Raw genomic sequence first — 24,228 nt, 5'->3', positions numbered from 1 at the left:
GGTTTATAATTGGTTAGTAAAGGCCCCTGCCCATCAGGGGCTTTGCTGTTTTTACAGCTTTTTTATTTTGCGCTCTCCAAAATATTGTAATCAGCCTAAGCCAATTCGCATAACATCATCCGGATAGCTTCACGGGCACCTGCCGAAAAAAGCAGGAAAGGAAATAACCTTTCTATATATGACCGGACGCAGCAAAAACCGTCAAAATTACAGTAAAAAATAATGTGTCATTTTTACACATTGGATATTGTTTCGTAAAGATTTAGTTATAAATTTGGTTGGCAACAATTTATTGCAATCGATTGTGGTATATTGCTGCCTTAAGTCCTGAAACCGATCCGAACACCAATTAACCCAATCTGCAATTAAGTCGATATGAAAAAAATCGTCCTGATGGTTCTTGTGGCATTCAGCTGCATTTACTTATCCTGTAACAAAACACGCCCCAATAAACCGCGCGTGCTTATCTTTTCAAAAACCATGGGCTTTCACCATGCATCCATCGATGCAGGCATAGCCGCTATCAAAAAGCTTGGCGCCGAAAATGGCTTTGAGGTAGACACTACAAAAAACTCGGCAATGTTTAACGAGGATACCCTCAAAAAGTATTCAACTGTTATTTTCTTGAGCACCACCGCCGATGTACTTGATTACAGGCACGAAGCGGCTTTTGAACGTTATATTCAGGCGGGAGGCGGTTATGTAGGCATTCACGCCGCCGCCGATACAGAATATGACTGGGGGTGGTATGGTCGCCTGGTTGGCGCCTGGTTTTATGACCACCCGGGTATCCATGATAAAAACCCGAATGTACAGCCCGGCACTTATAATATAGTTGATGCCAACAACGATGCAACTAAAGATCTGCCTAAAGTATGGAAACGCACCGATGAGTTTTACAGTTTCCGCAAGCCATTGGCTACGGATGTGCATGTACTCATTACCCTTGATGAAAGCACCTATAAAGGAGGTAAGCGCATGGGGCTGCACCCCGCCACATGGTATCATGATTTTGACGGGGGGCGGGCGTTTTATACAGCTATGGGCCATACCGACGAAAGTTATAAAGAAACAGGCTACCTGAAAATGCTGCTTGCCGGTATTAAATATGCCATAGGCGAAAATAAAGAATTGGATTACAGCAAGGCTAAAACCCAACTGCCACCCGATGAGGATCGCTTTAAAAAGACACAATTATCAACCGGCGAATTTTTTGAGCCAACCGAGATGACCATATTGCCGAACCTGGATATTATGGTGATCCAGCGCCGCGGCGAGATCATGCTGTACAAGCACGATACCCAGAAGGTAAAGCAGGTTGGTTTTTTTGACGTGTATTGGAAAGCCCATGTGCCCAATGTAAATGCCGAAGAAGGGATGCTTGGCCTGGCCAAAGACCCTGAGTTTGAAAAAAACAACTGGATTTACATTTATTACAGTCCTGCCGATAGTTCGGTAAACCGCCTTTCAAGGTTTACGTTTAAAAACGACACACTGGATAAAAAAACCGAGAAAGTTATTTTGGAGGTAAAAGCACAGCGCGAGATCTGCTGCCACACAGGGGGCTCAATAGCCTTTGGTCCGGGGCCTGATAAAACCCTGTTCTTCTCGGCCGGGGATAATTCAACTCCGTTTAATGAAAAAGGACAGAAATATGTAAGCAGTGGTTATGCTCCGCTTGATGACAGGCCGGGTCACCTGCAATTTGATGCACGCCGCTCGGCCGGTAATACCAATGACCTTCGCGGTAAAATTATGCGTATCAACCTTAAGGATGATGGTACATATGAAATCCCCGAAGGCAACCTGTTCCCGAAAGGTACTCCAAAAACCCGCCCGGAGATTTATGTAATGGGCGACAGGAACCCATACCGGATTTCGGTAGATCAGAAAAACGGCTACCTGTACTGGGGCGAAGTGGGTCCGGATGCGCATAATGACAGCCTTGACAACCGTGGCCCCATGGGGTACGACGAGGTTAACCAGGCTAAAAAAGCGGGTAACTTTGGCTGGCCATATTTTGTGGGCGATAACAAACCGTACCATCTTTATGATTATGCCACAGGCAAATCGGGCCCGGCGTTTGATCCTAAGCACCCGGTTAACAACTCGCGTAATAACACAGGTTTAACCGATCTGCCGCCGGCGCAACCTGCATTTATCTGGTACCCTTATGGTCCATCGGCAGATTTTCCGCAGGTTGGCGCAGGTGGCAGGAACGCTATGGCTGGTCCGGTTTATTATACCGATATGTTCCCCGAAGAAACCCGCCTGCCTGATTATTATAACGGCAAGTTTTTAGCATACGACTGGATGCGCGGCTGGATAAAGGCCATCACGCTAACTCCTGAAGGTGATTTTGACAAAATGGAACCTTTCTTCCCTAAGCTGAAGGTAAACTCCATGATTGATATGGAAGTTGGTCCAGATGGCAGGCTTTATGGGTTGGAGTACGGCAGTGGCTGGTTCTCGCATAACCCGGATGCTGGCCTGTTCCGCATTGACTATATTTCAGGCAACCGTCCTCCCGAAATTTCATCTTTCAAAGCTGATAAAACATCAGGCGTGCTGCCTTTTACTGTTAAGCTGACTGCCAAAGCCGCTGATCCGGAAAAAGATAATATTTCTTACACCTGGAACCTGGGTAATGGTGTAACTAAAGAAACAACCACCCCATCGCTTAGCTATACTTACACAACAGTTGGCGATTACAAAATTACTGTTGAAGCAAAAGACGATAAAGGTGCAGCAAGCAAAAGCGCGCCGGTTAGTATTTACGCGGGTAATGAGCAACCAACTGTTACTATCGCTATTACAGGCGGCAATAAGTCATTTTACCTGCCTGGTGTGCCATTCAAATACGCGGTTAACGTAACCGATGGACCTGACACCAAAGCGATAGATCCAAAACGCATTTATGTTGGGCTTGATTATATCGAAGGCTTTGATAAAGCACAATCAGCCACGCAGCATGAGCAGGGCGAGCCCGAAAATCGTGGCAAAACCCTCATGCTCACTATGGATTGCAAAAGCTGCCACAAAGAAGATGGCAAATCCATAGGCCCGTCATTTGTTCAGGTTGCGGCCAGGTACAAAAAAGATCCTAATGCCATGGCCAAACTCACCCAAAAGGTAATTAAAGGTGGTGCCGGTGTTTGGGGTGAAACCGCAATGTCTGCCCATCCAAACATTAAGCAGGGCGACCTTGATCAGATCATTAACTGGGTGCTTTCCCTCGATAACAGCAATCAGAAACCTTCGTTAGCTGCATCTGGCACTATTATGCCTGCTCCGCCTGAAAAACAACAAGCGGCGGCGCTGGTACTATCGGCCAAATACACAGATGACGGCGGTAATGACATTAAGAAGTTGACCGGAAGCGCCATTGTATCATTAAACAGCAGTACTTACCAGTTTAAAGGCACCGAAAAATTCAACGGGTTTACCGCCTTTAAATACAATGGCATTAACCTGATGATCTATCCGGGTACCGACGGTTGGTTTGCATTGGAGAATATCGATTTAACAGGCGTACGCTCCATTAACCTAACCAATTTCTGGCAAGCGCCACCTACTGCTCCGCTTAATTTTGAATTAAGGCTCGATTCGGAAACAGGAACCCTTGCAGGTAAAGGAAGTATGCCTGTGCCTGCTAAGGATGCTAAAGGCGGTGCTGTTCACCTTGTACTTACGCCGGTAACTGACGGTAAAACGCATAAGCTGTTCTTCATATACAAACCGGCAAGTAAAGCCGCTATGACAGCAGGGGTAACATCAGTTGTATTTAGTGCGAAGTAAATGTCCCCTCTAAACCTCCCCCTAAAAGGGGAGACTTTGAAGAACGCAACTCTTTTTTTGGAGAGCGCTTTATAAAACACAACGGCCCGGCAGGTTAACCTGCCGGGCCGTTTTTGTTTTCTCCAAGTTCGTGTCCCCACGAACTCTCGATAAATCTTTAAAAAATCTTAAAGCCCACACTCAGTGCCCAAAGGTTCTGACGTTTGGCAAAGCTATCGCTAACTTTGGTTAAACCGCCTTCGTAACGCAAATCGGCAGTGATTGAACCTATATCAACACCAGCGCCGGCCTGGAAACCAATATTGCTTTTGTTAAAATCATTGAATGCATTACCTACGTTATTACTTACGCTGGTGCTTTGATCAAGCGTATAAGTATAAATCGGCCCGGCCATAATACGGAAATTCAAATCTTTTTGGCCAAATGACTTACCTACCAATAACGGCACATTCAGGTTAGTGAACCTTACCTTGCCACTAAATGCGGTATTATTATCATTTGATTCAAATTTACCGCCGGTACCGCTCAGGTAAAGCTCTGGCTGTAAGTAAACGCCGTTGCCTACGCGGGCAAATAAACCGGCCTGGTAGCCGGTCAGGTTTTTGTCGTTAAAATTATCGGAGCCAATTTTTGAAAAGTTGACACCTCCCTTTACGCCTAATGAAAATTGTGCTTTTGCACTGATGCTTACAGCTATCAGCAATACTGCACTTAATAGATACTTTTTCATGATTTTCGATGTTAAATGTAAAGCCATAAACGCACGTTATCCTTTAAATTGTATACGGCCCTACGCTATTAATTTACTTTGGTTATAACCCGGCCCATATTTGAGCCGTATCAGGTATTATCAATACACGAGCCAAACAATTAACAGTAGCAACTTGGTATTTTTTATATTTTTGCTGAAAATAAATTGAACATGGCTGAAATCAGTATTACCAACAAGGATTGGGAACGCGTAAAAATTAAGATTCAACGTAAATACAACCACCTTACAGACGAGCAGTTAAAGTATAGCGAAGGACAGGAAGAAAGCTTGATTACCAAACTGATGGACCTGGTAAACCGCGATCGCAAATATGTGGTTTTCACCCTAAAAAAGGCCTTGGTTAATATTGATACCAACCGACTGTAAAATAGACACTGCGGTTATACAAACTGGACAGCTTTTTTGTATTTTTATTTTTTTCGAGGATAAATGATGAAACAGGGGTTAGTGTTCAAAAAAGGATACAAAAGAGCAGGCTTATTTGCAGGTATTGCATTGCTGGCCGCGGGTATAGTGGGTTTTAATGACGACCTGTTCCAGATCTCGAAGAACCTTGATGTTTTTGCCTCTGTTTATAAAGAGGTTAATATCAATTACGTTGATGACATCAATTCGGCCAAGCTGGTAAAAACCGGTGTTGATGCCATGCTCGATGGTCTTGACCCTTATACTGAGTTTGTGCCCGAATCGGAAATTGAAGATTATAAGCTGCATTACGTAAGTACCCAGTATGGCGGCATTGGCGCCAGTATTTTTTTGCGTAACGGTAAAGTATTTGTATCCGAAGTGTTTGCGGGCTTCCCGGCCCAAAAAGGAGATGTACACCCCGGCGATCAGCTCCTGAAGATAAACGATGTTGACCTTAACGGCAAAAATAACGACCAGGTAAGCCAGCTGCTTAAAGGTTCAAAGGGCGCAGCTATAAAACTGTTCATCAAACGGGATAATACACCTCAGCCATTTGAAAAGAACCTGGTTCGTGACGAGATCAAGCAGCCTAACGTATCATACTTTGGCATGGTTGATGGCAACATGGGGTACATTAAACTGGATAAATTCCTTGAAAATTCGGCTGCCGAAGTTACCAATGCGCTCGTCGAGCTAAAAAAGAAAAATCCCAACGGTATCATCCTTGACCTTCGCTCAAATGGCGGTGGCATACTACAGGAAGCCGTAAAAATAGTGAACCTTTTTGTGCAGAAAGATGTGGAGATTGTATCGCAAAAAGGAAAGATAAAGGAAAAGAACTTTACTTACAGCACCATTAGCGCACCGCTTGAACCCGATTTGCCTTTGGTGGTATTGGTTAACAGCCATTCGGCATCGGCAAGTGAAATTGTTGCCGGCGCCCTGCAGGACCTCGACCGAGCGGTGATCATCGGGCAGCGCAGTTATGGTAAGGGACTGGTACAGCAAACTTTCAATTTACCATACAATAGCCTGGTAAAAATTACCATCGCCAAATACTATGTGCCTTCGGGCCGTTGTATCCAGGAGCTGGATTATACCCACCGTAAGGATGATGGCAGTGTGGTAAAAGTGGCCGATTCGCTGATCCATGAATTTAAAACAAAAAACGGGCGCTCTGTTTATGACGGCAGCGGCATTTACCCGGACCTGTTTATCAAACAGGAAAAATTTGCCAATGTTACCCAGGCATTGGTGGGCAAACTGCTGATATTTGATTATGCCACCGTTTACCACGATAAGCACGCTAAAATTGCCGATGCCCGTTCGTTTACGCTATCTGACGGCGAATACAATGACTTTATAAAATACCTGGCCGATAAAAATTACAGTTACACCACCGCATCCGAAAAATTATTAACCACCTTAAAAGTTGAAGCCACTAAGGATAAACAGTTCAACGATATCCAGGCCGAGTATGAAGGTTTGAAAACCAAACTTATTGCCAGCAAAAAGAACGATCTTGTTCAACATAAAGACGAAATCAAGCAAGTACTTGAAAACGAAATAGCGTCACGCTATTACTATGAAAAAGGCCGTTACGAAACCAATTTTAAATACGATAAGGAACTTGCACAGAGCGTAAAAACCATGCAGGATAAAGCCCAGCTGGCATCAATATTAAAAGGCGAAGGCAGCTATAAAGTTATCGGAAAACCTGTATTGGCCATGGCGGCTAAAAAAGCAGCCGATAAAGATGACGACGACGAATAGGTTGAACACCAGTCTGTTTCAATTCAAAACACACATTGCATCCAATTAGTTACCCCTTGCAATAGGTAAGGGAGTTAAACTTTTATGGCCTGTTATTGTCATATACTTACAAACAAACAATAACACCAAATGAAAAAGATAATTTTAACAGCTGCCATATTATTAAGCAGCTTAACCGTAAAAATAGCCGGCGCGCAAATAAGCTTAAATATCAACATAGGCAGTCAACCGGCATGGGGGCCTGTAGGTTATGACCATGTAGATTATTATTACCTGCCCGATATTGACGCTTATTACGATATCAATGCCCATCAGTATGTTTATTATGATAACAATGTTTGGGTGCATGGCGCTATGTTGCCGCCGCGCTTTGGCAACTTTGATGTTTACCGCAGCTACAAGGTAGTAGTTAACGAGCGCACCCCTTGGGTTAGGAATGATGTTTACAAACGTAAATATGCCTCGTACAAAGGCCGTCATGATCAGGTTGTAATTCGTGATAGCCACGATGAAAAATACCGTAACCATTGGGTTGAACGTAAAACTGTGCGCAGGGTTGACGTAAAACAAAAATCAAACGGTAATAAACGCGGACATGATGGTCATGACAATCACGGCAATGGCCACCGCGATTAAGTTTTTGTATTGTTTAATTTTGATTGTTTTTATGAAGGACTGTCCCCCAAAAAGGACAGCCCTTTTTTCTTGCAATTCCCCTTATATCTTCCCTTAGGGGCATAGTTGGCCTTCGGCACAAAAGTTGCCCCTTTATGTCACATTCCGGTTAACTTTAATAGTTTACCTGTATAGGTTAGCTATAAACGAACATTATATTCGTTACTTAGCTAACCGATTTATTGTTAAACGATTTAAATCAAATTACACTATGAAATACCGAATATCCATTTTGGCTCTGCTTGTAACAGCAGTATTAGGCCAAAGCTGTGTAAGCAGCAAAAAATACAAAGAGCTGGATGCTAATTACACACAATTGCAGAACAGCACCAAAGACCTGAGCATTAAATACCAAACCAGCGAACAGGCCCTTGCCGTGGCACGTGGCCGTAACAAAAGCCTTGAAGAGCAAATTGAGCAGCAAAAAACAAATGTAACCGCTTTGCAGGATGCCTTGAACAAATGTTTAAACTCAAGCAGCCAGGGCAATGTGAATATATCAAAGCTGGTTGATGAGATCAATGCTTCAAACCGCTATATACAGCAGTTGGTTAACGCTAAAAACAAAAGCGATTCGCTTAACATGGTGTTGACCAACAACCTTACCCGCTCATTAACTCCGCAGGAAACCCAGGATGTTGATGTAAAGGTATTGAAGGGAGTGGTTTACATTTCATTATCTGATAATATGTTATATAAATCAGGTAGTTATGAAATATCTGATAAGGCAGGTGCTACTTTAAGCAAGATAGCCAAGATTATTATGGACTATAGCAATTATGATGTGCTGATTGAAGGTAATACGGATAATGTTCCTATTTCGCAGAAAAATATCCGCAACAACTGGGATTTAAGTGCTTTACGTGCCTCATCAGTAGTGCAGGCCCTGCAAACCACTTACCAGGTTGATCCTAAACGTTTAACTGCCGGTGGCCGTGGTGAGTATAATCCTATCGCGGATAACTCAACCCCGAGTGGTAAAGCACAAAACAGGCGTACTCAAATTATCATAACACCAAAATTGGATCAATTTATGGACCTGATAGGCAAAGCACCGGCCGATCAGCCCGCGCCGCCTAAACAATAATTGTAGTTTAGCTATCAATTTCAAGCCACCCGGTTGGGGTGGCTTTTTTGTGCGGCTATTTTCGTATGTTTTTGCAGACAGTATTGCAAGGGCTGAAGCAGGGCGCCGGGAGGGTCGGAAAGCTTTTATTTTCCATACAATTATTAACCGAATGATAACAAAATACAATTTTTTTAATTTGGAATATTGCTCATTTAATTAAGACGGAAAATAACTAACATTTGCTGTGTTACAATTAATTGAGCTTGCTTCATTACACTAAGGTTGCCATTACAATGGCATTTGTTTTGAATAAATGGAGCAACAGATATTGAGACAGGTTAAACCATGGGCTTTAACCATAGTCATATAAATATAACTTATTACACGCGTTATGAAAAAGATGATTTTATCGGCAGTTATTTTGTTAAGCTGCTTCTCTGCAAAAATAGCTTCTGCACAGGTTAGTATTGGTTTAGGGATCAACATAGGCAGTCAGCCCGATTGGGGGCCTGTAGGCTATGATCATGTTGACTATTATTACATGCCTGATATTGATGCTTACTACGATGTGCCAACCCATAATTATATTTACTATGAAAACAACGTATGGGTACACCGCAGGTATTTACCTGTAAGGTATCGTAACTATAATGTTTACAATGGATATAAAGTTGTGGTAAATGAGCGTAACCCATGGATACGCAACGCATACTACAGGGATCATTATTCCGGCTATCGCGGCCGTCATGATCAGGTGATCATCCGTAACAGCCGTGATGTAAGATATGCCAATCACTGGCGCGGCGGCGATCGCGGATGGCATGGCGGTAACCCAAACAGAGGCGGATGGCACGGCGGCGGTGATCATGGTCATGGTGGCGGGCACGGTGGTGACGGCGGACATGGTCACGGTGGTGGTCACGGGCATCACTAATAAACATTATTATATAGCAAATAGGCTTCCTGACAAGGAGGCCTATTTTGTTTCCAGGGCATATCTATAAGTTCATTGAGGCTCAGTTTAAGGCATATTTACCTTCCAGCCTTCAAATGGTTTGACCGTAGCACAAATGGGACTGCCGTCTTTTGCTGTTCCCGGAAAGCTCGTTATAAGGAATGCAGTCGAATGGTGGCCAAGCTGGGTTATCATGTCCCAGGTTACTCCGGAAAGCGGAACTTTAACTCTGCGGCTCCAGCCTCCCACCTGGCCTGCATATTCACCAACGTCAATATAAAGGAATTGACTTGCGGGCTGTCCCTGTACAAACGGCCCCGAAAATCGAAGATCATTGATCTTCTGCGGATCGCTTTTTAATTGGATCGTCAGATTAAATTGGATATCCAGCCCATCGGATCGTTGTGTCTGAATGGTTTCATATCTGTTTCCGCTGCCCTTTTGAATTCCGAAATCTACCCCCGCCGGAGGATTTTGCAGAATAATACAAAGTTGAATATCCATATACAATTATAATTAAAACCAATCTTCAAAAGTTTTATCCGGAGTATTTTCTTTTAAGTTGAGGCACTACCTAACGTTCAGGATGTAATAAGCGCTTTACTTTTGCTTATGTTTGTGTTTTATCAAATTGATTACTGATGTATACGCTTTCGGAAGAAAACTATTTAAAAGCTATTTATCGCCTTGCATTACAAGGGAAGGATTTTAAAATAACACCCACCGCCATTGCCGAATCACTCAGCAATAACCCGGCCTCAGTGGTAGATATGATCCGTAAGCTTACCGAAAAACAATTGATAGAATATGATAAAAAAAATGGCGTAAGGCTAACCCAGCAAGGCTTAAAGGATGCTACATTAATTGTACGCCGCCATCGCCTTTGGGAAGTTTTTTTACTGGAGAAATTAGGCTATCACTGGGATGAGATCCACGATATAGCCGAAGAACTGGAACACATTAACGATGCTACCCTTGCCGACAGGCTGGATAAATTCCTGGGCTTTCCTGAATATGACCCACATGGTGACCCTATACCAAAGGCGAACGGTAAAGTGCCTAAATCTTATTCCGTAAGCCTTTCTGAGCTTAAACCCGGTGCCCAAAGCCATGTTGCCGCCGTGCGTGACACCAGCAGTTCATTTTTGCAATACCTTCAACGGTTGAACATAGGGATAGGCACAAAAATTCAGTTGATTGAAAAAATTCCGTATGACAATTCGCTGGTGATAAAAATTGAAAACCGCGGGGATACCACGGTTTCGCAAAAGTTTGGCGAGAATATATTGGTGGACTAATTTTAGGTTAAAGGCGAAAGGATAAAGATGAAAGGGGTTCAGTTAATCTTTACAAAAAAAGCCTTTTGCCTTTCGCCTTTTACCTCTTTTATGGTTTCCCCGTTACTCTTGATGATTCGGCAAGTTCACCATCAACGTCTACATCAAAGTAGAGGCGGTAGATCTCCCATTCATTTTTGGGTTTGTAAAACATAAACGTCATGCGGGCCGGTTGGCCTTCGTGTTTAAGCAGATAGCTGTACAGAACCAGGCTATTTGAAGCCTTGCGTTGCATGATCAGGTCCTTGCCGAGATATTTGCCTATTACACTTCGCATGGAATCTATTTTGACAATAATCCCGGTAAGCCGGGTTGAATCCATCTGCTTGTTGCTTTTAAAAATATCAATCACTGCACGGGCCGTGCCTTGCTTGTCGTATTCTTTAAAAAACTTATCAATAAAGGTTTGTACCCCGGTTACCGGAGCTGCGGCCGGAGTTGCCACCTGGGTTTGTGCCGAGGCGACATTGCCAGTGAATACCAGCGCCGATACAATAAAAAATAAGGGTTTAAATGCTTTAAAGTAGGTGTATCGCATGTTCAAAAATGTTAATTTTTAAAAGTAGGCATTTTTTACAAATCCCCCAATAATAGCTATTAAGATGATTGAAATGTGGCAAAGCGGGCAGTTAAAATAAAGTTTCAAAAAATAAAGAGCCCGGTATTCTCATATCGGGCTCTTACATATTTTATATTAAAACGATTACTTGGTAACGTACATTACTTCTTTAACCGCTTTGATCACCCTTTCAGGGTTTGGCAGGTATTCCTGGATCAAAGTTGGAGCATATGGAAGCGGAACATCGCCACCCATGATACGTAAGATAGGAGCATCAAGGTAATCAAACGCGTCTTTTTGAACTTTAAAAGCAACCTCGGTAGCAATTGAACCTAACGGCCAGCTTTCTTCAATAATTACCAGGCGGTTTGTTTTCTTTACAGATTCAATAACTGTAGCATAATCGATAGGGCGTACAGTACGCAGGTCGATCACTTCAGCGTGGATACCTTCTTTTTCAAGTTCGGCAGCGGCTGCAATAACCACTTTCATGATCTTACCAAAGCCAACTAAAGTAACATCGCTGCCTTCTTTAACAACTTTTGCTTTACCCAGCGGGATATAGTAAGTTTCTTCAGGAACCTCGCCTTTATCGCCATACATTAATTCCGACTCCATAAAAATAACCGGATCGGGATCAAGGATAGCTGATTTTAATAAACCTTTAGCATCGTATGGGTTTGATGGTACAACCACTTTTAAGCCAGGGCAGTTAGCATACCAGTTTTCAAAACACTGGCTGTGCTGTGAGCTAAGCATACCTGCATTACCGGTAGGGCCGCGGAAAACAATCGGCACCGAAAACTGGCCGCCGCTCATTGACATCATTTTGGCAGCGCCATTGATGATCTGGTCGATAGCTACCAGTGAAAAGTTGAAAGTCATGAACTCGATGATAGGGCGTAAGCCGTTCATTGCCGAGCCGATGCCGATACCGGCGAAACCCAATTCAGAGATGGGCGTATCTATAACACGCTTTGCGCCAAATTCGTCCAGCATTCCCTGGCTTACTTTGTACGCGCCGTTATATTCGGCAACCTCTTCACCCATCAGGTATATATTCTCGTCGCTGCGCATTTCTTCGACCATGGCCTCTCTTAGCGCTTCTCTGAATTGTATTTCTCTCATTATCGTAAAATGATGTTTTTTTGCGAACGCAAATATAAACACTAATGTGTTAAATGCAATTAACCGTGGTATTGGTTTGATTTTTAATACATATATTTTACATTTTCATCATTCTGCAAGAAGTAAAACCTCAAACCGAACCTCAAAAACACAAATAAATACTACATTAGTTCCTAAACCTCACACAAATGAAATTCCCGTCATTAAAAAACCTGTTACAAAGCGCGGTAAATACCATTAAACGTTATCCGTTTGAAACACTTTTTGCCTTAGCTGGCACCATAGCAGCTACTATAGAGATCGAACTTAATCACCTTAACCGTATAAGCGAAAACTGGTGCATGCGCACTATCATGATAGCCAACCTTGGTTTCCTGCTTAGTCTTTCAGCTACGCTGTACACGCAAAGCAAAGGATGGAAAACAACCAAAATAGCATTAGCAAAAATTGCAGCGGCTGTGATAGCTGTACTGTTCATATTTATTATTAATCCCCCCGAACGACAGGCAGATTATACCCGGTTCTTTTTGCTTAGCCTGGCTTTTCATTTAATGGTTTCTTTTGCTGCCTTTACCGGCAAAGGCCAGATACGAGGATTTTGGCAGTTTAATAAAACTCTTTTTTTACGCTTTTTGGCATGTATGCTGTATGGCGTAGTATTGTTTGCTGGGCTGGCCGCAGCAATAGGAGCTACCAACTTTCTGTTTAATTTTAAGTTTGAGTGGGATACTTATCAGATTTTATGGGTATGGATCACAGGGATGTTCACTACTACCTTCTTTTTAGCGGGAGTACCAACAAACACTCGCGCGCTTAATGAAGATGAAAGCTACCCCAAAGGCCTAAAGATCTTCACCCAATATGTACTCATCCCGCTATCAACAGTATATGTGCTCATTTTACTGGCTTATGAAATCAAAATACTCATTGAATGGAAGCTGCCCAAAGGCCTTGTATCAAACCTGATATTAGGTTATGCCGTATTTGGCATATTATCGCTCCTGTTGGTATACCCCATCCGCGAGCAAAACGAAAACAAATGGCTCAAAACCTATACCCGCAGCTTTTACTTTTTATTAATCCCATTGCAGATATTGCTGTTTGTTGCCGTTGGCACAAGGGTATTTAGCTATGGCGTTACCGAATTCAGGTATTTTTTGATAGCACTTGCTTTGTGGCTGCTGTTCATCTCGCTTTATTTTTTACTGTTTAAAAAACAGAATATTAAGATCATTCCCATCTCACTCTGCATGCTAACCCTGCTTAGTATCTACGGGCCACAAAGCGCGTTTACCATGAGTATGTATTCGCAAAGGGGTATGGTGATTAGCTTTTTTAAAAAGCATAATGGATTTAAAGATGGAAAGCTGACACTTGTTGATAGCACAAAAATCAACATGAAGGAAGGAAGCCTCGGCGCAAGCAGGCTCAGCTATTTCATTTATCATTACGACCTAAAGGGCTTGCAACCCTATTTTAAAAGAGATTTAAACATAGTTGCTGATTCATTAGCAAAACAAAAGGGGGAGTACAACAACCTGCTGGTTGACAGGGAGGGGTTAAGGACTTTAAAATATCAATGGGCAAAAAAACAATTGGGCCTAGGCCGTTTCAGTGATTATTATTATCCCTTTGCTGAGACAACAACCGATTTTTCAGAGAGCGAAAGCTATGTGTTTAGTCAAAAAGAAAATATCACGGTTGTTAAAGGATACGATATTGAACTTTCAAGCAACCTGGGGGCAGATACTGTGATTAATAACTATAATGGCATCACTATAAAGCAAGTTTATTTTGCCGAAACACACAGGTGCAGCTTAATGCTTAATAACGATATAGTTAAATTTGATCCCATTGAGATTGTGAATAAAATGATGACCGATACTACTACGCTCGAAAAATATCGTAGCAAAAAGAATAAAGATAACCTTTATATGCCAAAAGGCTATGAGCTGCCAGCAAATCTGATGCAGGTAACCAGACAAACGCCCGGTTATACTGTAGTATTTCAATTCAGCAGTATTTACTTTGATCGTTCAAAAAAAGGAAACCCAGATATAAAAAACTTTAGTGGAACATATCTCATCAAAATAAAGTAAACAGTCAGCTTATATCTTAATCCTGATATTGATTTTATCCAATAACCCCGTAAGCCATACCATTACAAAAGCAAATACAATGCATTTTATGAGGCCCCCGGTGCCCTGGCTCAGGTATTCGGGGTAGCCTATCCTGCTCATTTCATATATGGGATAAAACAGGAAGGGCACTATGTAACAGGTAAAAGTGTTGGTGCCGGCGGGCTCTATCACCTTAAACCAGTTGTATTTATTTTTAACGTCAACCAGGAAAATAAAGAAAGCATATACCACCAAACTAATGCCGGTACAAATGAGCACCCATGAAGGGGTATCGCGTTCTTTGGAAATGCCGCCACTAAAATAGCGTACTATAAAGCCCAGGTTAAACAAAATTATTGCAATCAGGATCATGGCCACCCAAAGCATCTTCATTTCATTATTGGCCTTGAGGCGCATGTACAATACAGAAATAAATACCCCTGCCATTGTGAACGATTGCATGGCGCCATTACCCGCAATCCAGATATAGCCCTGCAGCTTGTCGATAAAATCAAGAAAGCCGAAATGCACATCCAGGTTAAAGAAAATGAAGAACATCCAGGCCGCCAGTTGTACCCATAAATGCCCGTCGGAATAGTAATAGATAAGTGCGCAAAGCATGTATGACCAGCCTATCAGGCCTAAAATACCCCACCAGGTAAAGTGAAGCCAGGTATGCCCGGGGTCGCTGGTACGATATAGCAACGCCATGCCTGCAAGTAACAATATACCGAAGCCCTGCAGCAAATAACGTTTAGTTGGCGACGTGTCCTTGCCGTAATCTAAAAAAATAAAGAAGAAGCTGAATGTAACCAGGCTTTCCCAAACTGGTTTGGGTAACAAGGTGGCAGCTTCATTGTAGGTTTCCATGTTGGCATGGAAAAAACCTATAAAAATGAGCGCGAATGAGCGGCTCACTATCCGTGATAATAGCTTGAAATTATCGCCCTGCTTTAACCTGTTTTGAAAAGCAAAGGGAATCGAAAGCCCGACTATAAATAAAAACGCGGGAAAAATAGTGTCGGCCAAACCCAGCGCATCAACATTTGAGCCCGCGTGTTTAAGCCATGTTGGGGTATTCGGAATGCCATCCAGGTCATTCACAAATATCATGAGGAACATTGTTACAGCGCGGAATGCATCTATTGAACGTATGCGGCTAAGAAAATTATTCATTCAGTCATGTAAATGCAACAAGCAGCGTAAATGTTTTAATTTAACGGTAATTAAATTGAAACATTACTATTACAAGGCTTTTTTAATCTCTGTCGCGGCTTAGCTTGCTGAATAAAAGTGGATTTTCATTAAGTTCGAGTCCTTCCCTGCGGTTTTTGACAATGTGGATAGCTGTAAACAGCGCTTCGCGGAAGGAGACCTCAGAAGCCTGGTTTTTTCCTGCTATATCATACGCAGTTCCGTGATCGGGCGAGGTGCGCACAAAGTTTAGCCCGGCTGTAAAATTAACACCTGTTTCAAAGGCGATCTGTTTAAAAGGGATCAGGCCCTGGTCGTGATACATAGCCAGTACAGCATCGAACTGCAGGTAAGTGCCATTGGCAAAAAAACCATCGGCCGAGTATGGGCCAAATGCCAGTATATTATTTGAGCGGGCTTCTTCAATAGCAGGTATAATGATATCTTTTTCTTCGCTGCCGATGAGGCCGTTATCGCCGGCGTGGGGGTTAAGCCCCAATACGGCTATTTTTGGCTTGCGCACCCAGAAATCATTTTGCAAACTATGGTGCATTAGCTTCAGTTTGGCCAATATTTTTTCGGCGGTAATGCTTTCGGCAATTTTTGATACCGGGATATGACCTGTAACCACGCCAACGCGTAAAGTATCGCTCACTAAAAACATCAGCGATTCGGCAGCACCATCGTATTGCTGCAAATATTCGGTATGGCCGGGGAAGTGAAACTGCTCACTTTGGATATTGTCTTTATTGATGGGGGCGGTAACCAATGCATCTATATAACCTTCTTTCAGGTCATAAACAGCGCGCTCCAATGATTTAAAAGCGTACTTGCCTCCTGCTTCCGTAACCTGCCCTATATCAATCTTTACATCTTCCTCCCAACAGTTGATCATGTTAGGTTTGCGAAAATGAGTTTGTGAAGGATCATTGATCACCAAAAAATTAAGCTCATTAACCTGGGTCGCGCGGCGGTGGAACGAAGCCACTTTGGTATGCCCGTAAACAATAGGCGTACAATAATCATAAATCTTACTATCGGCCAAAGTTTTAATAATTATCTCTAAACCGATGCCGTTTACATCGCCAATGCTGATCCCAATTTTTAATTTATCGCTCATTATTTTTTTATGATTTCACCGAGTTTTATGATTTCACCGATTTTTTTAAGCGGTGATTTCAATATTTTAACAGTGATGATTATTAATGGTTTATAAAGCTAAACGGCCTTTGGCCTTTTGCCTTTCGCCTTTAACCTTCAACTTAGGCAATCCTTTTACCTTTAACTTTTCGCCTTTAACCTATCTTTACACCTGCAAATAAAAGATTTTAAGCTTATAGTTCCTGATAAAAGCACAAATATGATTTAATTTGCTCAAATATTTGATTAATAATGACATTGGTAAGGGCAAAAAAACATTTAGGGCAACATTTTCTTACTGATAAAAACATAGCAGCAAAGATAGTGGACAGCCTGAAACCCGAAGGGCGATTCGGCCATGTGCTTGAGGTGGGGCCGGGCATGGGTGTACTGTCTGATTTTCTGCTGCAAAAAAGCGAGTACGAAACATCACTCATTGATATTGATACCGAATCGTACGATTTTCTGAAAAAAAAATACCCGCAATTAGGTACCCGCCTTATCAATGCCGATTTTCTGGAGCTTGATTTTAAAAGCATTTTTCCCGAAAACTTTGCCATTATCGGTAATTTCCCCTATAACATCTCATCGCAAATACTTTTTAAGGTGCTTGACAACCGCCAGCAGGTGGTTGAGGTAGTGGGCATGTTCCAGAAAGAAGTTGCTGAACGCTGTGCCGCCAAACCAGGCAGCAAGGAATATGGTATACTCAGCGTGTTTTTACAAGCCTATTATAAAGTGGAATACCTGTTTACGGTGAAGGCCGGCGTCTTTAATCCTCCGCCCAAGGTGCTTTCGGCAGTGATCAGGCTTACACGCAACGATAAACAAACACTTGATTGCGACGAGAAATTATTTTGGCAGATAGTGAAAGCGGGTTTTAATCAGCGCCGCAAAACCCTGCGCAACGCCATATCATCGCTCATCAACAAAGAAAAATTGACTGATGAGCCTGTCCTCGATCTGCGTGCGGAAAGATTGAGTGTGGAGGATTTTGTTAAACTTACTAACGCTGTTTCAGCGAGCAGGTAGGTAATTGATGTTTTAGCCCCTCTAAATTTCCCCCAGAAAGGGAGACCCACATGACGCTTCTATATTTTTAACCCGCTACTAAAACCTGCAACTGCTGTAAAAAAAATCAATGCTTATTTCCAAATCCAAATTCCCTGTATGAATTTGGTACGTCATCGGTATTGCTGAAGGCAAAGGTAAAAGTAGTACTCCAATTCTCATAGTCGGCTTTTTTATCCTGCGATGGTTCAACATGGGTTGAACTGACCATATATACCCCCTCCCGGCTCAGTTTAAAAAATACCAGGCCATTGCTGTCGCTCAATAATTTTTGCGGAACGATGGTGCCGTTCAAAGTACGTACATATTGCATCACCACAGCATCTTTCATGGGTTTACCTTTAAAAAGCACTTGAGCGGTAACATCATCGCCATAGCTTGATTTATAAGGGTTTTGCTGTATTACAATTTCATATTCCTCACCCAGGGGTTTATCAAAGTCCTTACCGTTAGCTTTATCAACAGAAATAAGGGTTTTGCTTGACTGGTGATACTTTTCAACAAAGTATTGCTGACTACTGGCCCGGGCTTCTTCGGCCATTTTATCAAGGCCTTCACTTTCAAGTGCTCTGATAAATTTATTCCTTTCCGATTCTGTTTCATCATCCCTTACCAGTTCAAAAAGTGCAAGACCGGAGTTTTGCAGCTCATAGACAAGCAGACTGCTATCGGCAGAGTTACTGACTTTTGAAAGGTCCGTTTTCTTTGAGCCTTCATACAGCATAAATTTAGTTGCCTTTGCTGTGGCAAACTTAAATTCATTTTCGGGTTTAAACTCGTTGCCGCTCAACAAGTGCAGGTTAAGCTTATCGCCTTTGTGAACGTAAAAATTATGTGGCAATAAGAAAAAATCCTGCGAACTGGCCGCAAAGCCTATCATGAGCAGTAATATAATGATGAAAATAGAGGTGCGCTTCATAGTTTTTGGATAGTATCACCAAACATACAAAGTTTTAAAAACTTCAGTAGTTTTACGTTATGATTTTTGACAGGAAAAACCTCGATAATGATACTTTGCTGGAATTTTATAAAAAAATGCTGTTTCCGCGCATGGTTGAAGAGAAGATGCTGATCCTGCTGAGGCAGGGCCGCATTGGCAAATGGTTTTCGGGTATCGGCCAGGAAGCCATAGCAGTTGGCAGCGCCCTTGCTATGAATGCCGACGAATATATTTTGCCTATGCACCGCAACCTCGGTGTTTTTATATCGAGAAATATCCCCTTGTCGCGGTTAATGGCGCAATGGCAGGGCAAACCCTCGGGCTTTACTAAAGGGCGCGACCGCTCCTTCCACTTCGGTACCCAGGAGTATAAGATCATTGGGATGATATCCCATCTCGGTCCGCAGCTTGCCCTGGCCGATGGCATTGCCTTAGCGGATGTATTATCGGCTAAAAAAAAATCAACCCTTGTTTTTACCGGCGAGGGTGCCACCAGTGAAGGGGACTTTCACGAAGCACTTAACATAGCCTCTGTTTGGAAGCTGCCGGTAATATTTCTGATCGAAAATAATGGCTATGCCCTTTCAACCCCAACCAACGAACAATATAATTGCCGCGAACTGGTTGATAAAGCCGTAGGCTACGGTATTGAAGGCCGCCGTATTGACGGCAATAACCTGCTTGAAGTTTATAACACCATAACCTCACTTAATAAAGCTATTCGTGAAAATCCGCGCCCTGTTTTGCTGGAATGTATGACCTTCAGGATGCGTGGCCATGAGGAAGCATCAGGCACCAAATATGTTCCCACTAATTTATTTGAGTGGTGGGCAGGAAAGGACCCGGTTACAAACTTTGAAAAGTACCTGATTACCGAAGGGGTTTTGTTTAAAGACATGATCTCTGTTATCCGTAAGGAGTTCGCCGCCCTTATTGAAACCGAAATTGAAAAGGCTTATGCCGAAACAGATATTATACCGGATGTGGCCACCGAGGTGCAGGATATGTACAAGCCTTACAGCTTTCCTGCTGTACAGCCAAAATCATCGCCGGTTACCAGTAAGCGCTATATAGATGCCATTAGCGACGGGCTTAAACAAGCTATGCACAAACACCCCAACCTGGTGATCATGGGACAGGACATTGCCGAATACGGCGGCGCATTTAAAATTACCCAGGGCTTTGTTGAGGAGTTTGGTAAGGCCCGTGTACGTAACACCCCCATTTGCGAATCGGCAATTGTTGGTGCAGGCATGGGACTTGCGCTTAACGGTTACAAAGCTGTGGTTGAAATGCAATTTGCCGATTTTGTTACCTGCGGCTTTAACCAGGTTATTAACAACCTGGCAAAAACGCATTATCGCTGGGGGCAGGGCGTTGATGTAGTAATACGGATGCCTGCGGGTGCAGGTACCGGCGCAGGCCCCTTTCACTCGCAAAGCAATGAAGCCTGGTTTACCAAAACTCCCGGCTTAAAAGTGGTTTACCCGGCTTTCCCGGCAGATGCCAAAGCCCTGCTGCTTGCCGCTATTGACGATCCTAACCCGGTAATTTATTTTGAACACAAATACCTGTACCGCAGTATCAGCGCCGATGTGCCCGATAATGATGTAATGATAGAGATAGGCAAGGCTAATGTGATTAGGCAAGGCGAAAAGGCCAGTATAATTACATTTGGTCTTGGTGTACACTGGGCATTGGAGTATGCAGACAAGCATCCCGATCAATCCATAGAGATCATCGACCTGCGCAGTCTGCAACCCTGGGATCAGGAAGCGGTGGAAACCAGTGTTAAAAAAACAGGCCGGGTGCTGATTTTGCATGAAGATACACTCACCAATGGTTTCGGCGCCGAAATTGCGGCCCATTTGGCCGAACATTGCTTTAAATATCTTGATGCCCCCGTAATGCGTTGTGGTAGCCTCGATACAGCCATCCCCATGAACAAAGCTTTGGAAGATCAGTTTTTGGCCAAGGCGCGATTGGAAGAAAGCATGGAACGGCTGCTGGCTTATTAGCAGGGCCCCCGAGCTATACTTCTATTCCTTTAGGTTTCATGTAGCGCTGGGCAGCACCGTTAAATATTTCGTTAACTCTTGATCTTAACTGATTATTGGCGATCAATTCGGGTATAATAAAAGACTATACTGCTTATTTCATTGCCTTTTAGGTGAAACACATTGAGTTTTTAGAAGAAGCATAACTACGGTTAATATTAAAAGTGTTTCAATTATTTTTCAATAAAAAAGGATTGTTCAACGGGCATTGCCGTTTGCAGTTTAGGCTCATGGCTATTACCATATTGCCAGGCTACCACGGTAACTTTTACCGGGAAACGGCTTCTCGGCGGAATAGCTGTAATATTTAATGTATTGCCTGATAGCTCCGCCGGGCCTTCTAATACATAAAACCCCACAGACACCTGTGCATCTGAGCTGGCATCCAATTTTATTCCCTTTGCATGTGCCTTTTGGTTGGGGACCGGAAAAAATGTAATATGCTGCTCCTTCCCCGCTGTATTGTGTGGCGGCACAAGCATTTGTGATTGCTGTACGGCCGGTTTATACTCAGCATCTCCAGGATGGGTAGCAGCAAACCACAACTCATAACTATGCGGGTTCTCCCAAAAACCGGCCTGCGGGCTCAATCTGAAAGTGGAATCATTTATCTTGATAACCGGGCCTGTAATGCGGTTAATAGCAATAGGAATATTCCCGGCAGCATGCCCTATAGCGGAACCAACCGGCATGCCAGCCCAAACAGGTAAGCGGGGACTGCCCCCGGGCACCGTATCATAAAATGCAGCATGGAGTTTAAAAGTGATGCCATCGGCTTCAGGTTCAAATTTCAGGTTTACTTGCTGGTGCGTATTACGCTGTTCAACCATCCCGCCATGCTGTACATAACCTATGAGCTGTGGTTTTTGATTACGATGTTTTGCCTGGTAGGTTATTGTTGCCCGTGCTGTTTCTTCATCAAAATACCAAAAGGCTTTTGAAGCATCGCCATTATACCTGCCTACCGGTGCTGCATCCGCGGCGGGCAATTCATTATAGCGCCATTTATCAACCAGCCAGCCGGTTTTTGTCGGATCGATATCAATCAATTTCGGAACGGTACCCAGAGGTACATTTTTTGGCAAGCGGTACTGCATGGCTTTTTTAATGTAGAAGGCCAGGTAACCGGTTTTTTCAGGCGTGGCAGCGAAATGCCCCTGTGCAGGGTTGGATAGCATACTCAACGGCAGCAACGGATGTTCCTGTCTTTCTTTTAATCCTTCATCGCTCCAGGTGTTGGCAGCTTCGTATTCGCCCATTGTTTCCAAACAAGGGATATAGTCCAGGCTTTGATCTTTACGCCAGATATCGGGAGCAAAAACGTTTCTTACATATGGCCATTGCCCGCTTACCGAGATGCAAGCAAGCGTACGCGAAGGGTTCCATGCACCAAAATAATAAGGTGCGCTTGCCGCTGCCGAATGCCCGATAGGGATCACCGGCGCTGTTTTCAATTCGCTATAACCTGAAATATCAGCGAGGTCATTGATCAACGTGTTAAACTGATCTCCGGCGCCCTCATTAAACAAAAACTTAAGATTGAAAGCCGGGCTAACCCAAATCTCCGCAACACCCAACTTGCCCATTTCCTTTCTGAATTGAGGATCTTCCAATATGGATTGCTCCTCCATATTGTTCTGGGCGAATATGACCGCCTTCACTTGCTTACAATTCGGCGATATCCATAAAAAAGCCCTTGACGGATCCCGCTTGGTACCAGCAGGCTTAACCGCCACAGACCATTGCCAAACAGCCGCTTGTGCTACCGGCAGATCTACCAACATCAGCGAGCTTAAAAAAATAAAATAGAGACAATACCTTCTCATAATTTTAATTCAATACAATTTCAGCATCGGCGCTTGCCGGCATATTAAAACACCATTGTTTATTGAAGCCCTGGTTTACCGGCTCGGCTTTTATCGTTACATTATTGAGTGTGATAGTATGGTGTGCAGGCAATATGTGGGTTGATATGTTTCTCCGGGCACTTTTCATTAGTGTTTAACTTTATAAAATTTAGCGCCGAATAAAAAGATCACCGCGTAGCAGATGATCGGAAGGTAATAAGCGTGAGCGACACTATGATTGGCTATCTGCCCCATTATCATTGGAAATACCGCGCCGCCCACTACCCCCATCGCTATAAAAGATGAAGCCTGTTGTGTATGACTGCCCAGGTTTTTGATCCCTAAGCTAAAAATGGTGGGGAACATAATGCTAAAAAAGAAGTTGATCATCAGCAGGGCGATGTATGATGTCCAGCCCAGGCTCTGTGCAACTATCAGGCACATTAAGATACTGCCGCAGGCAAATGCCGCTAATAATTTATTAGGCGCGATATAAGTCATTAACGAGGTGCCCACAATACGCCCCAGCGCCATCATCCCCATAAAAATAATCATAAAGTAACCAGCCTTTTCATTACTGAAATGCATAATATCCACACCGTAGTTGATAAAATATGCCCAGGTGCCGGCCTGCGCCGCCACGTTAAAAAACTGTGCCGCAACCGCCCATACGAAATGCGAATGCTGATATAGTTTTTTTGATGGTTCCACGTCTACGTTAACCGCATCAGGATCGACGGCCGAAGTTTCTGTATGCGGATCTGTTAAAACCGGAATTTTCAAAAAAATAAAAGCAACTGCTATAAGTATAATCACGCAGCCAATGGCCACATACAGCGTTTTTACGGAAGTAAGATCGGTTGAATGCATCGTATCCGAACCTAAAAGGAAATAAGAACCGATGGCCGGACCGATCATGGTACCTACCGCGTTAAATGTTTGCGCGAAGTTTACACGTTGGTCGCTCCGGCGCTGATCGCCCAGGGCGGCCGCAAAAGGATGCGCCACAGTTTCTAAAGTGGCCATACCGCAGCCCATAATAAATAAGGCTATCCTGAAAAAAGTAAATGAGGCCGCGTTGGCTGCAGGGACGAAAAGAAATAAACCCAGGGCAAATAAAATCAGCCCCAGGATTACGCCCGGTTTATAACCAAACTTCTTTAGAAAATATCCTGCGGGGATGCTCATAATAAAATACGCTCCAAAAACGGAGAACTGGATTAAACCGGATTGAGATTTGGAGAGATTAAGCACATTTTGAAAATGCTTGTTGAGCACGTCGCTCATGGAATGCAATAAACCCCACATTAAAAATAGCGAGGTTACAAATACAAAGGTTACGATGAATTTTTTCTCGGTAAAAGCTGGTTTATTGGTCATATTGT

General features: G+C 43.3%; 20 protein-coding genes. 10 read left to right on the top strand and 10 right to left on the bottom strand.

The features are described 5' to 3' along the window. The first annotated feature begins 375 nt into the window (after positions 1 to 375). On the top strand, positions 376 to 3,798 hold the full coding sequence (locus ABID99_RS24580) for a ThuA domain-containing protein (RefSeq protein WP_373615413.1): 3,423 nt from the start codon (positions 376 to 378) through the stop codon (positions 3,796 to 3,798). Between the two features lie 157 nt (positions 3,799 to 3,955). Here ABID99_RS24580 and ABID99_RS24575 read toward each other — a convergent pair whose 3' ends face one another. Beyond that, positions 3,956 to 4,528 carry a porin family protein gene (locus ABID99_RS24575; RefSeq protein WP_091167635.1) on the bottom strand — a complete coding sequence of 191 codons (573 nt, stop codon included), beginning with the start codon at positions 4,526 to 4,528 and terminating at the stop codon, positions 3,956 to 3,958. A 192-nt stretch (positions 4,529 to 4,720) separates the two neighbouring features. Here ABID99_RS24575 and ABID99_RS24570 point away from each other — a divergent pair, with 192 nt between their 5' ends. From ABID99_RS24570 to ABID99_RS24550, 5 genes are all read left to right on the top strand, one after another. Beyond that, positions 4,721 to 4,936 (top strand): hypothetical protein, encoded by a 216-nt coding sequence (locus tag ABID99_RS24570; protein ID WP_090532134.1) that lies wholly within the window; start codon positions 4,721 to 4,723, stop codon positions 4,934 to 4,936. 63 nt (positions 4,937 to 4,999) lie between these two features. Next, positions 5,000 to 6,751, top strand: coding sequence for a S41 family peptidase (locus ABID99_RS24565; RefSeq protein WP_373615412.1), 1,752 nt, complete (start codon positions 5,000 to 5,002; stop codon positions 6,749 to 6,751). Positions 6,752 to 6,880: 129 nt separating this feature from the next. Beyond that, positions 6,881 to 7,387, top strand: coding sequence for a hypothetical protein (locus ABID99_RS24560; RefSeq protein WP_354484647.1), 507 nt, complete (start codon positions 6,881 to 6,883; stop codon positions 7,385 to 7,387). Between the two features lie 250 nt (positions 7,388 to 7,637). Further along, positions 7,638 to 8,513 (top strand): flagellar motor protein MotB, encoded by an 876-nt coding sequence (locus ABID99_RS24555; RefSeq protein ID WP_090532131.1) that lies wholly within the window; start codon positions 7,638 to 7,640, stop codon positions 8,511 to 8,513. Between the two features lie 373 nt (positions 8,514 to 8,886). Further along, positions 8,887 to 9,429 carry a hypothetical protein gene (locus tag ABID99_RS24550; RefSeq protein ID WP_208057663.1) on the top strand — a complete coding sequence of 181 codons (543 nt, stop codon included), beginning with the start codon at positions 8,887 to 8,889 and terminating at the stop codon, positions 9,427 to 9,429. Between the two features lie 87 nt (positions 9,430 to 9,516). On the opposite strand, the gene ABID99_RS24545 is transcribed toward ABID99_RS24550, so the two are convergent. Then, complete coding sequence (locus ABID99_RS24545; protein ID WP_373615411.1) at positions 9,517 to 9,954, bottom strand: DUF5990 family protein; 438 nt, start codon at positions 9,952 to 9,954, stop codon at positions 9,517 to 9,519. Between the two features lie 137 nt (positions 9,955 to 10,091). Between ABID99_RS24545 and ABID99_RS24540 the strand changes: the two genes are divergently transcribed. After that, the gene (locus ABID99_RS24540; protein WP_188833590.1) at positions 10,092 to 10,748 is read left to right on the top strand and encodes a metal-dependent transcriptional regulator; all 657 of its coding nucleotides are present in this window, start codon (positions 10,092 to 10,094) and stop codon (positions 10,746 to 10,748) included. A gap of 88 nt (positions 10,749 to 10,836) precedes the next feature. Here ABID99_RS24540 and ABID99_RS24535 read toward each other — a convergent pair whose 3' ends face one another. Further along, on the bottom strand, positions 10,837 to 11,325 hold the full coding sequence (locus ABID99_RS24535) for a hypothetical protein (protein ID WP_373615410.1): 489 nt from the start codon (positions 11,323 to 11,325) through the stop codon (positions 10,837 to 10,839). A 165-nt stretch (positions 11,326 to 11,490) separates the two neighbouring features. Beyond that, positions 11,491 to 12,474: a pyruvate dehydrogenase complex E1 component subunit beta gene (locus ABID99_RS24530; protein ID WP_373615409.1), complete on the bottom strand. Its 984-nt coding sequence runs from the start codon at positions 12,472 to 12,474 to the stop codon at positions 11,491 to 11,493. A 188-nt stretch (positions 12,475 to 12,662) separates the two neighbouring features. Between ABID99_RS24530 and ABID99_RS24525 the strand changes: the two genes are divergently transcribed. Continuing rightward, a complete protein-coding gene (locus ABID99_RS24525; protein ID WP_373615407.1) occupies positions 12,663 to 14,573 on the top strand; it encodes a DUF4153 domain-containing protein in 1,911 nt (636 codons plus the stop codon). 9 nt (positions 14,574 to 14,582) lie between these two features. Here ABID99_RS24525 and ABID99_RS24520 read toward each other — a convergent pair whose 3' ends face one another. Next, positions 14,583 to 15,770, bottom strand: coding sequence for a DUF5009 domain-containing protein (locus ABID99_RS24520; protein WP_321556689.1), 1,188 nt, complete (start codon positions 15,768 to 15,770; stop codon positions 14,583 to 14,585). An 82-nt stretch (positions 15,771 to 15,852) separates the two neighbouring features. After that, on the bottom strand, positions 15,853 to 16,908 hold the full coding sequence (gene pdxA, locus ABID99_RS24515) for a 4-hydroxythreonine-4-phosphate dehydrogenase PdxA (protein WP_373615406.1): 1,056 nt from the start codon (positions 16,906 to 16,908) through the stop codon (positions 15,853 to 15,855). 272 nt (positions 16,909 to 17,180) lie between these two features. Between pdxA and rsmA the strand changes: the two genes are divergently transcribed. After that, positions 17,181 to 17,960, top strand: coding sequence for a 16S rRNA (adenine(1518)-N(6)/adenine(1519)-N(6))-dimethyltransferase RsmA (gene rsmA, locus ABID99_RS24510; protein ID WP_091167303.1), 780 nt, complete (start codon positions 17,181 to 17,183; stop codon positions 17,958 to 17,960). A gap of 106 nt (positions 17,961 to 18,066) precedes the next feature. Here rsmA and ABID99_RS24505 read toward each other — a convergent pair whose 3' ends face one another. After that, positions 18,067 to 18,918, bottom strand: coding sequence for a DUF4198 domain-containing protein (locus ABID99_RS24505; protein ID WP_373615405.1), 852 nt, complete (start codon positions 18,916 to 18,918; stop codon positions 18,067 to 18,069). Positions 18,919 to 18,977: 59 nt separating this feature from the next. Here ABID99_RS24505 and ABID99_RS24500 point away from each other — a divergent pair, with 59 nt between their 5' ends. Then, complete coding sequence (locus tag ABID99_RS24500) at positions 18,978 to 20,957, top strand: thiamine pyrophosphate-dependent enzyme (RefSeq protein ID WP_373615403.1); 1,980 nt, start codon at positions 18,978 to 18,980, stop codon at positions 20,955 to 20,957. Between the two features lie 212 nt (positions 20,958 to 21,169). On the opposite strand, the gene ABID99_RS24495 is transcribed toward ABID99_RS24500, so the two are convergent. Genes ABID99_RS24495 through fucP form a run of 3 tightly spaced genes read right to left on the bottom strand, consistent with a single transcriptional unit; the run spans position 21,170 to position 24,223 of the window. After that, complete coding sequence (locus tag ABID99_RS24495) at positions 21,170 to 22,822, bottom strand: hypothetical protein (RefSeq protein ID WP_373615402.1); 1,653 nt, start codon at positions 22,820 to 22,822, stop codon at positions 21,170 to 21,172. Positions 22,823 to 22,826: 4 nt separating this feature from the next. Then, positions 22,827 to 22,991 (bottom strand): hypothetical protein, encoded by a 165-nt coding sequence (locus tag ABID99_RS24490; protein WP_175490065.1) that lies wholly within the window; start codon positions 22,989 to 22,991, stop codon positions 22,827 to 22,829. After that, positions 22,991 to 24,223, bottom strand: coding sequence for an L-fucose:H+ symporter permease (fucP, locus tag ABID99_RS24485; protein ID WP_373615401.1), 1,233 nt, complete (start codon positions 24,221 to 24,223; stop codon positions 22,991 to 22,993). Before fucP ends, ABID99_RS24490 begins: the two co-directional genes overlap by 1 nt. Positions 24,224 to 24,228 lie beyond the last annotated feature (5 nt).

Origin of the sequence: Mucilaginibacter sp. OAE612, from assembly GCF_041806395.1 — a bacterium.
Lineage (GTDB): Bacteria > Bacteroidota > Bacteroidia > Sphingobacteriales > Sphingobacteriaceae > Mucilaginibacter > Mucilaginibacter rubeus.
This window is presented reverse-complemented; position numbering and strand designations above follow the sequence as displayed.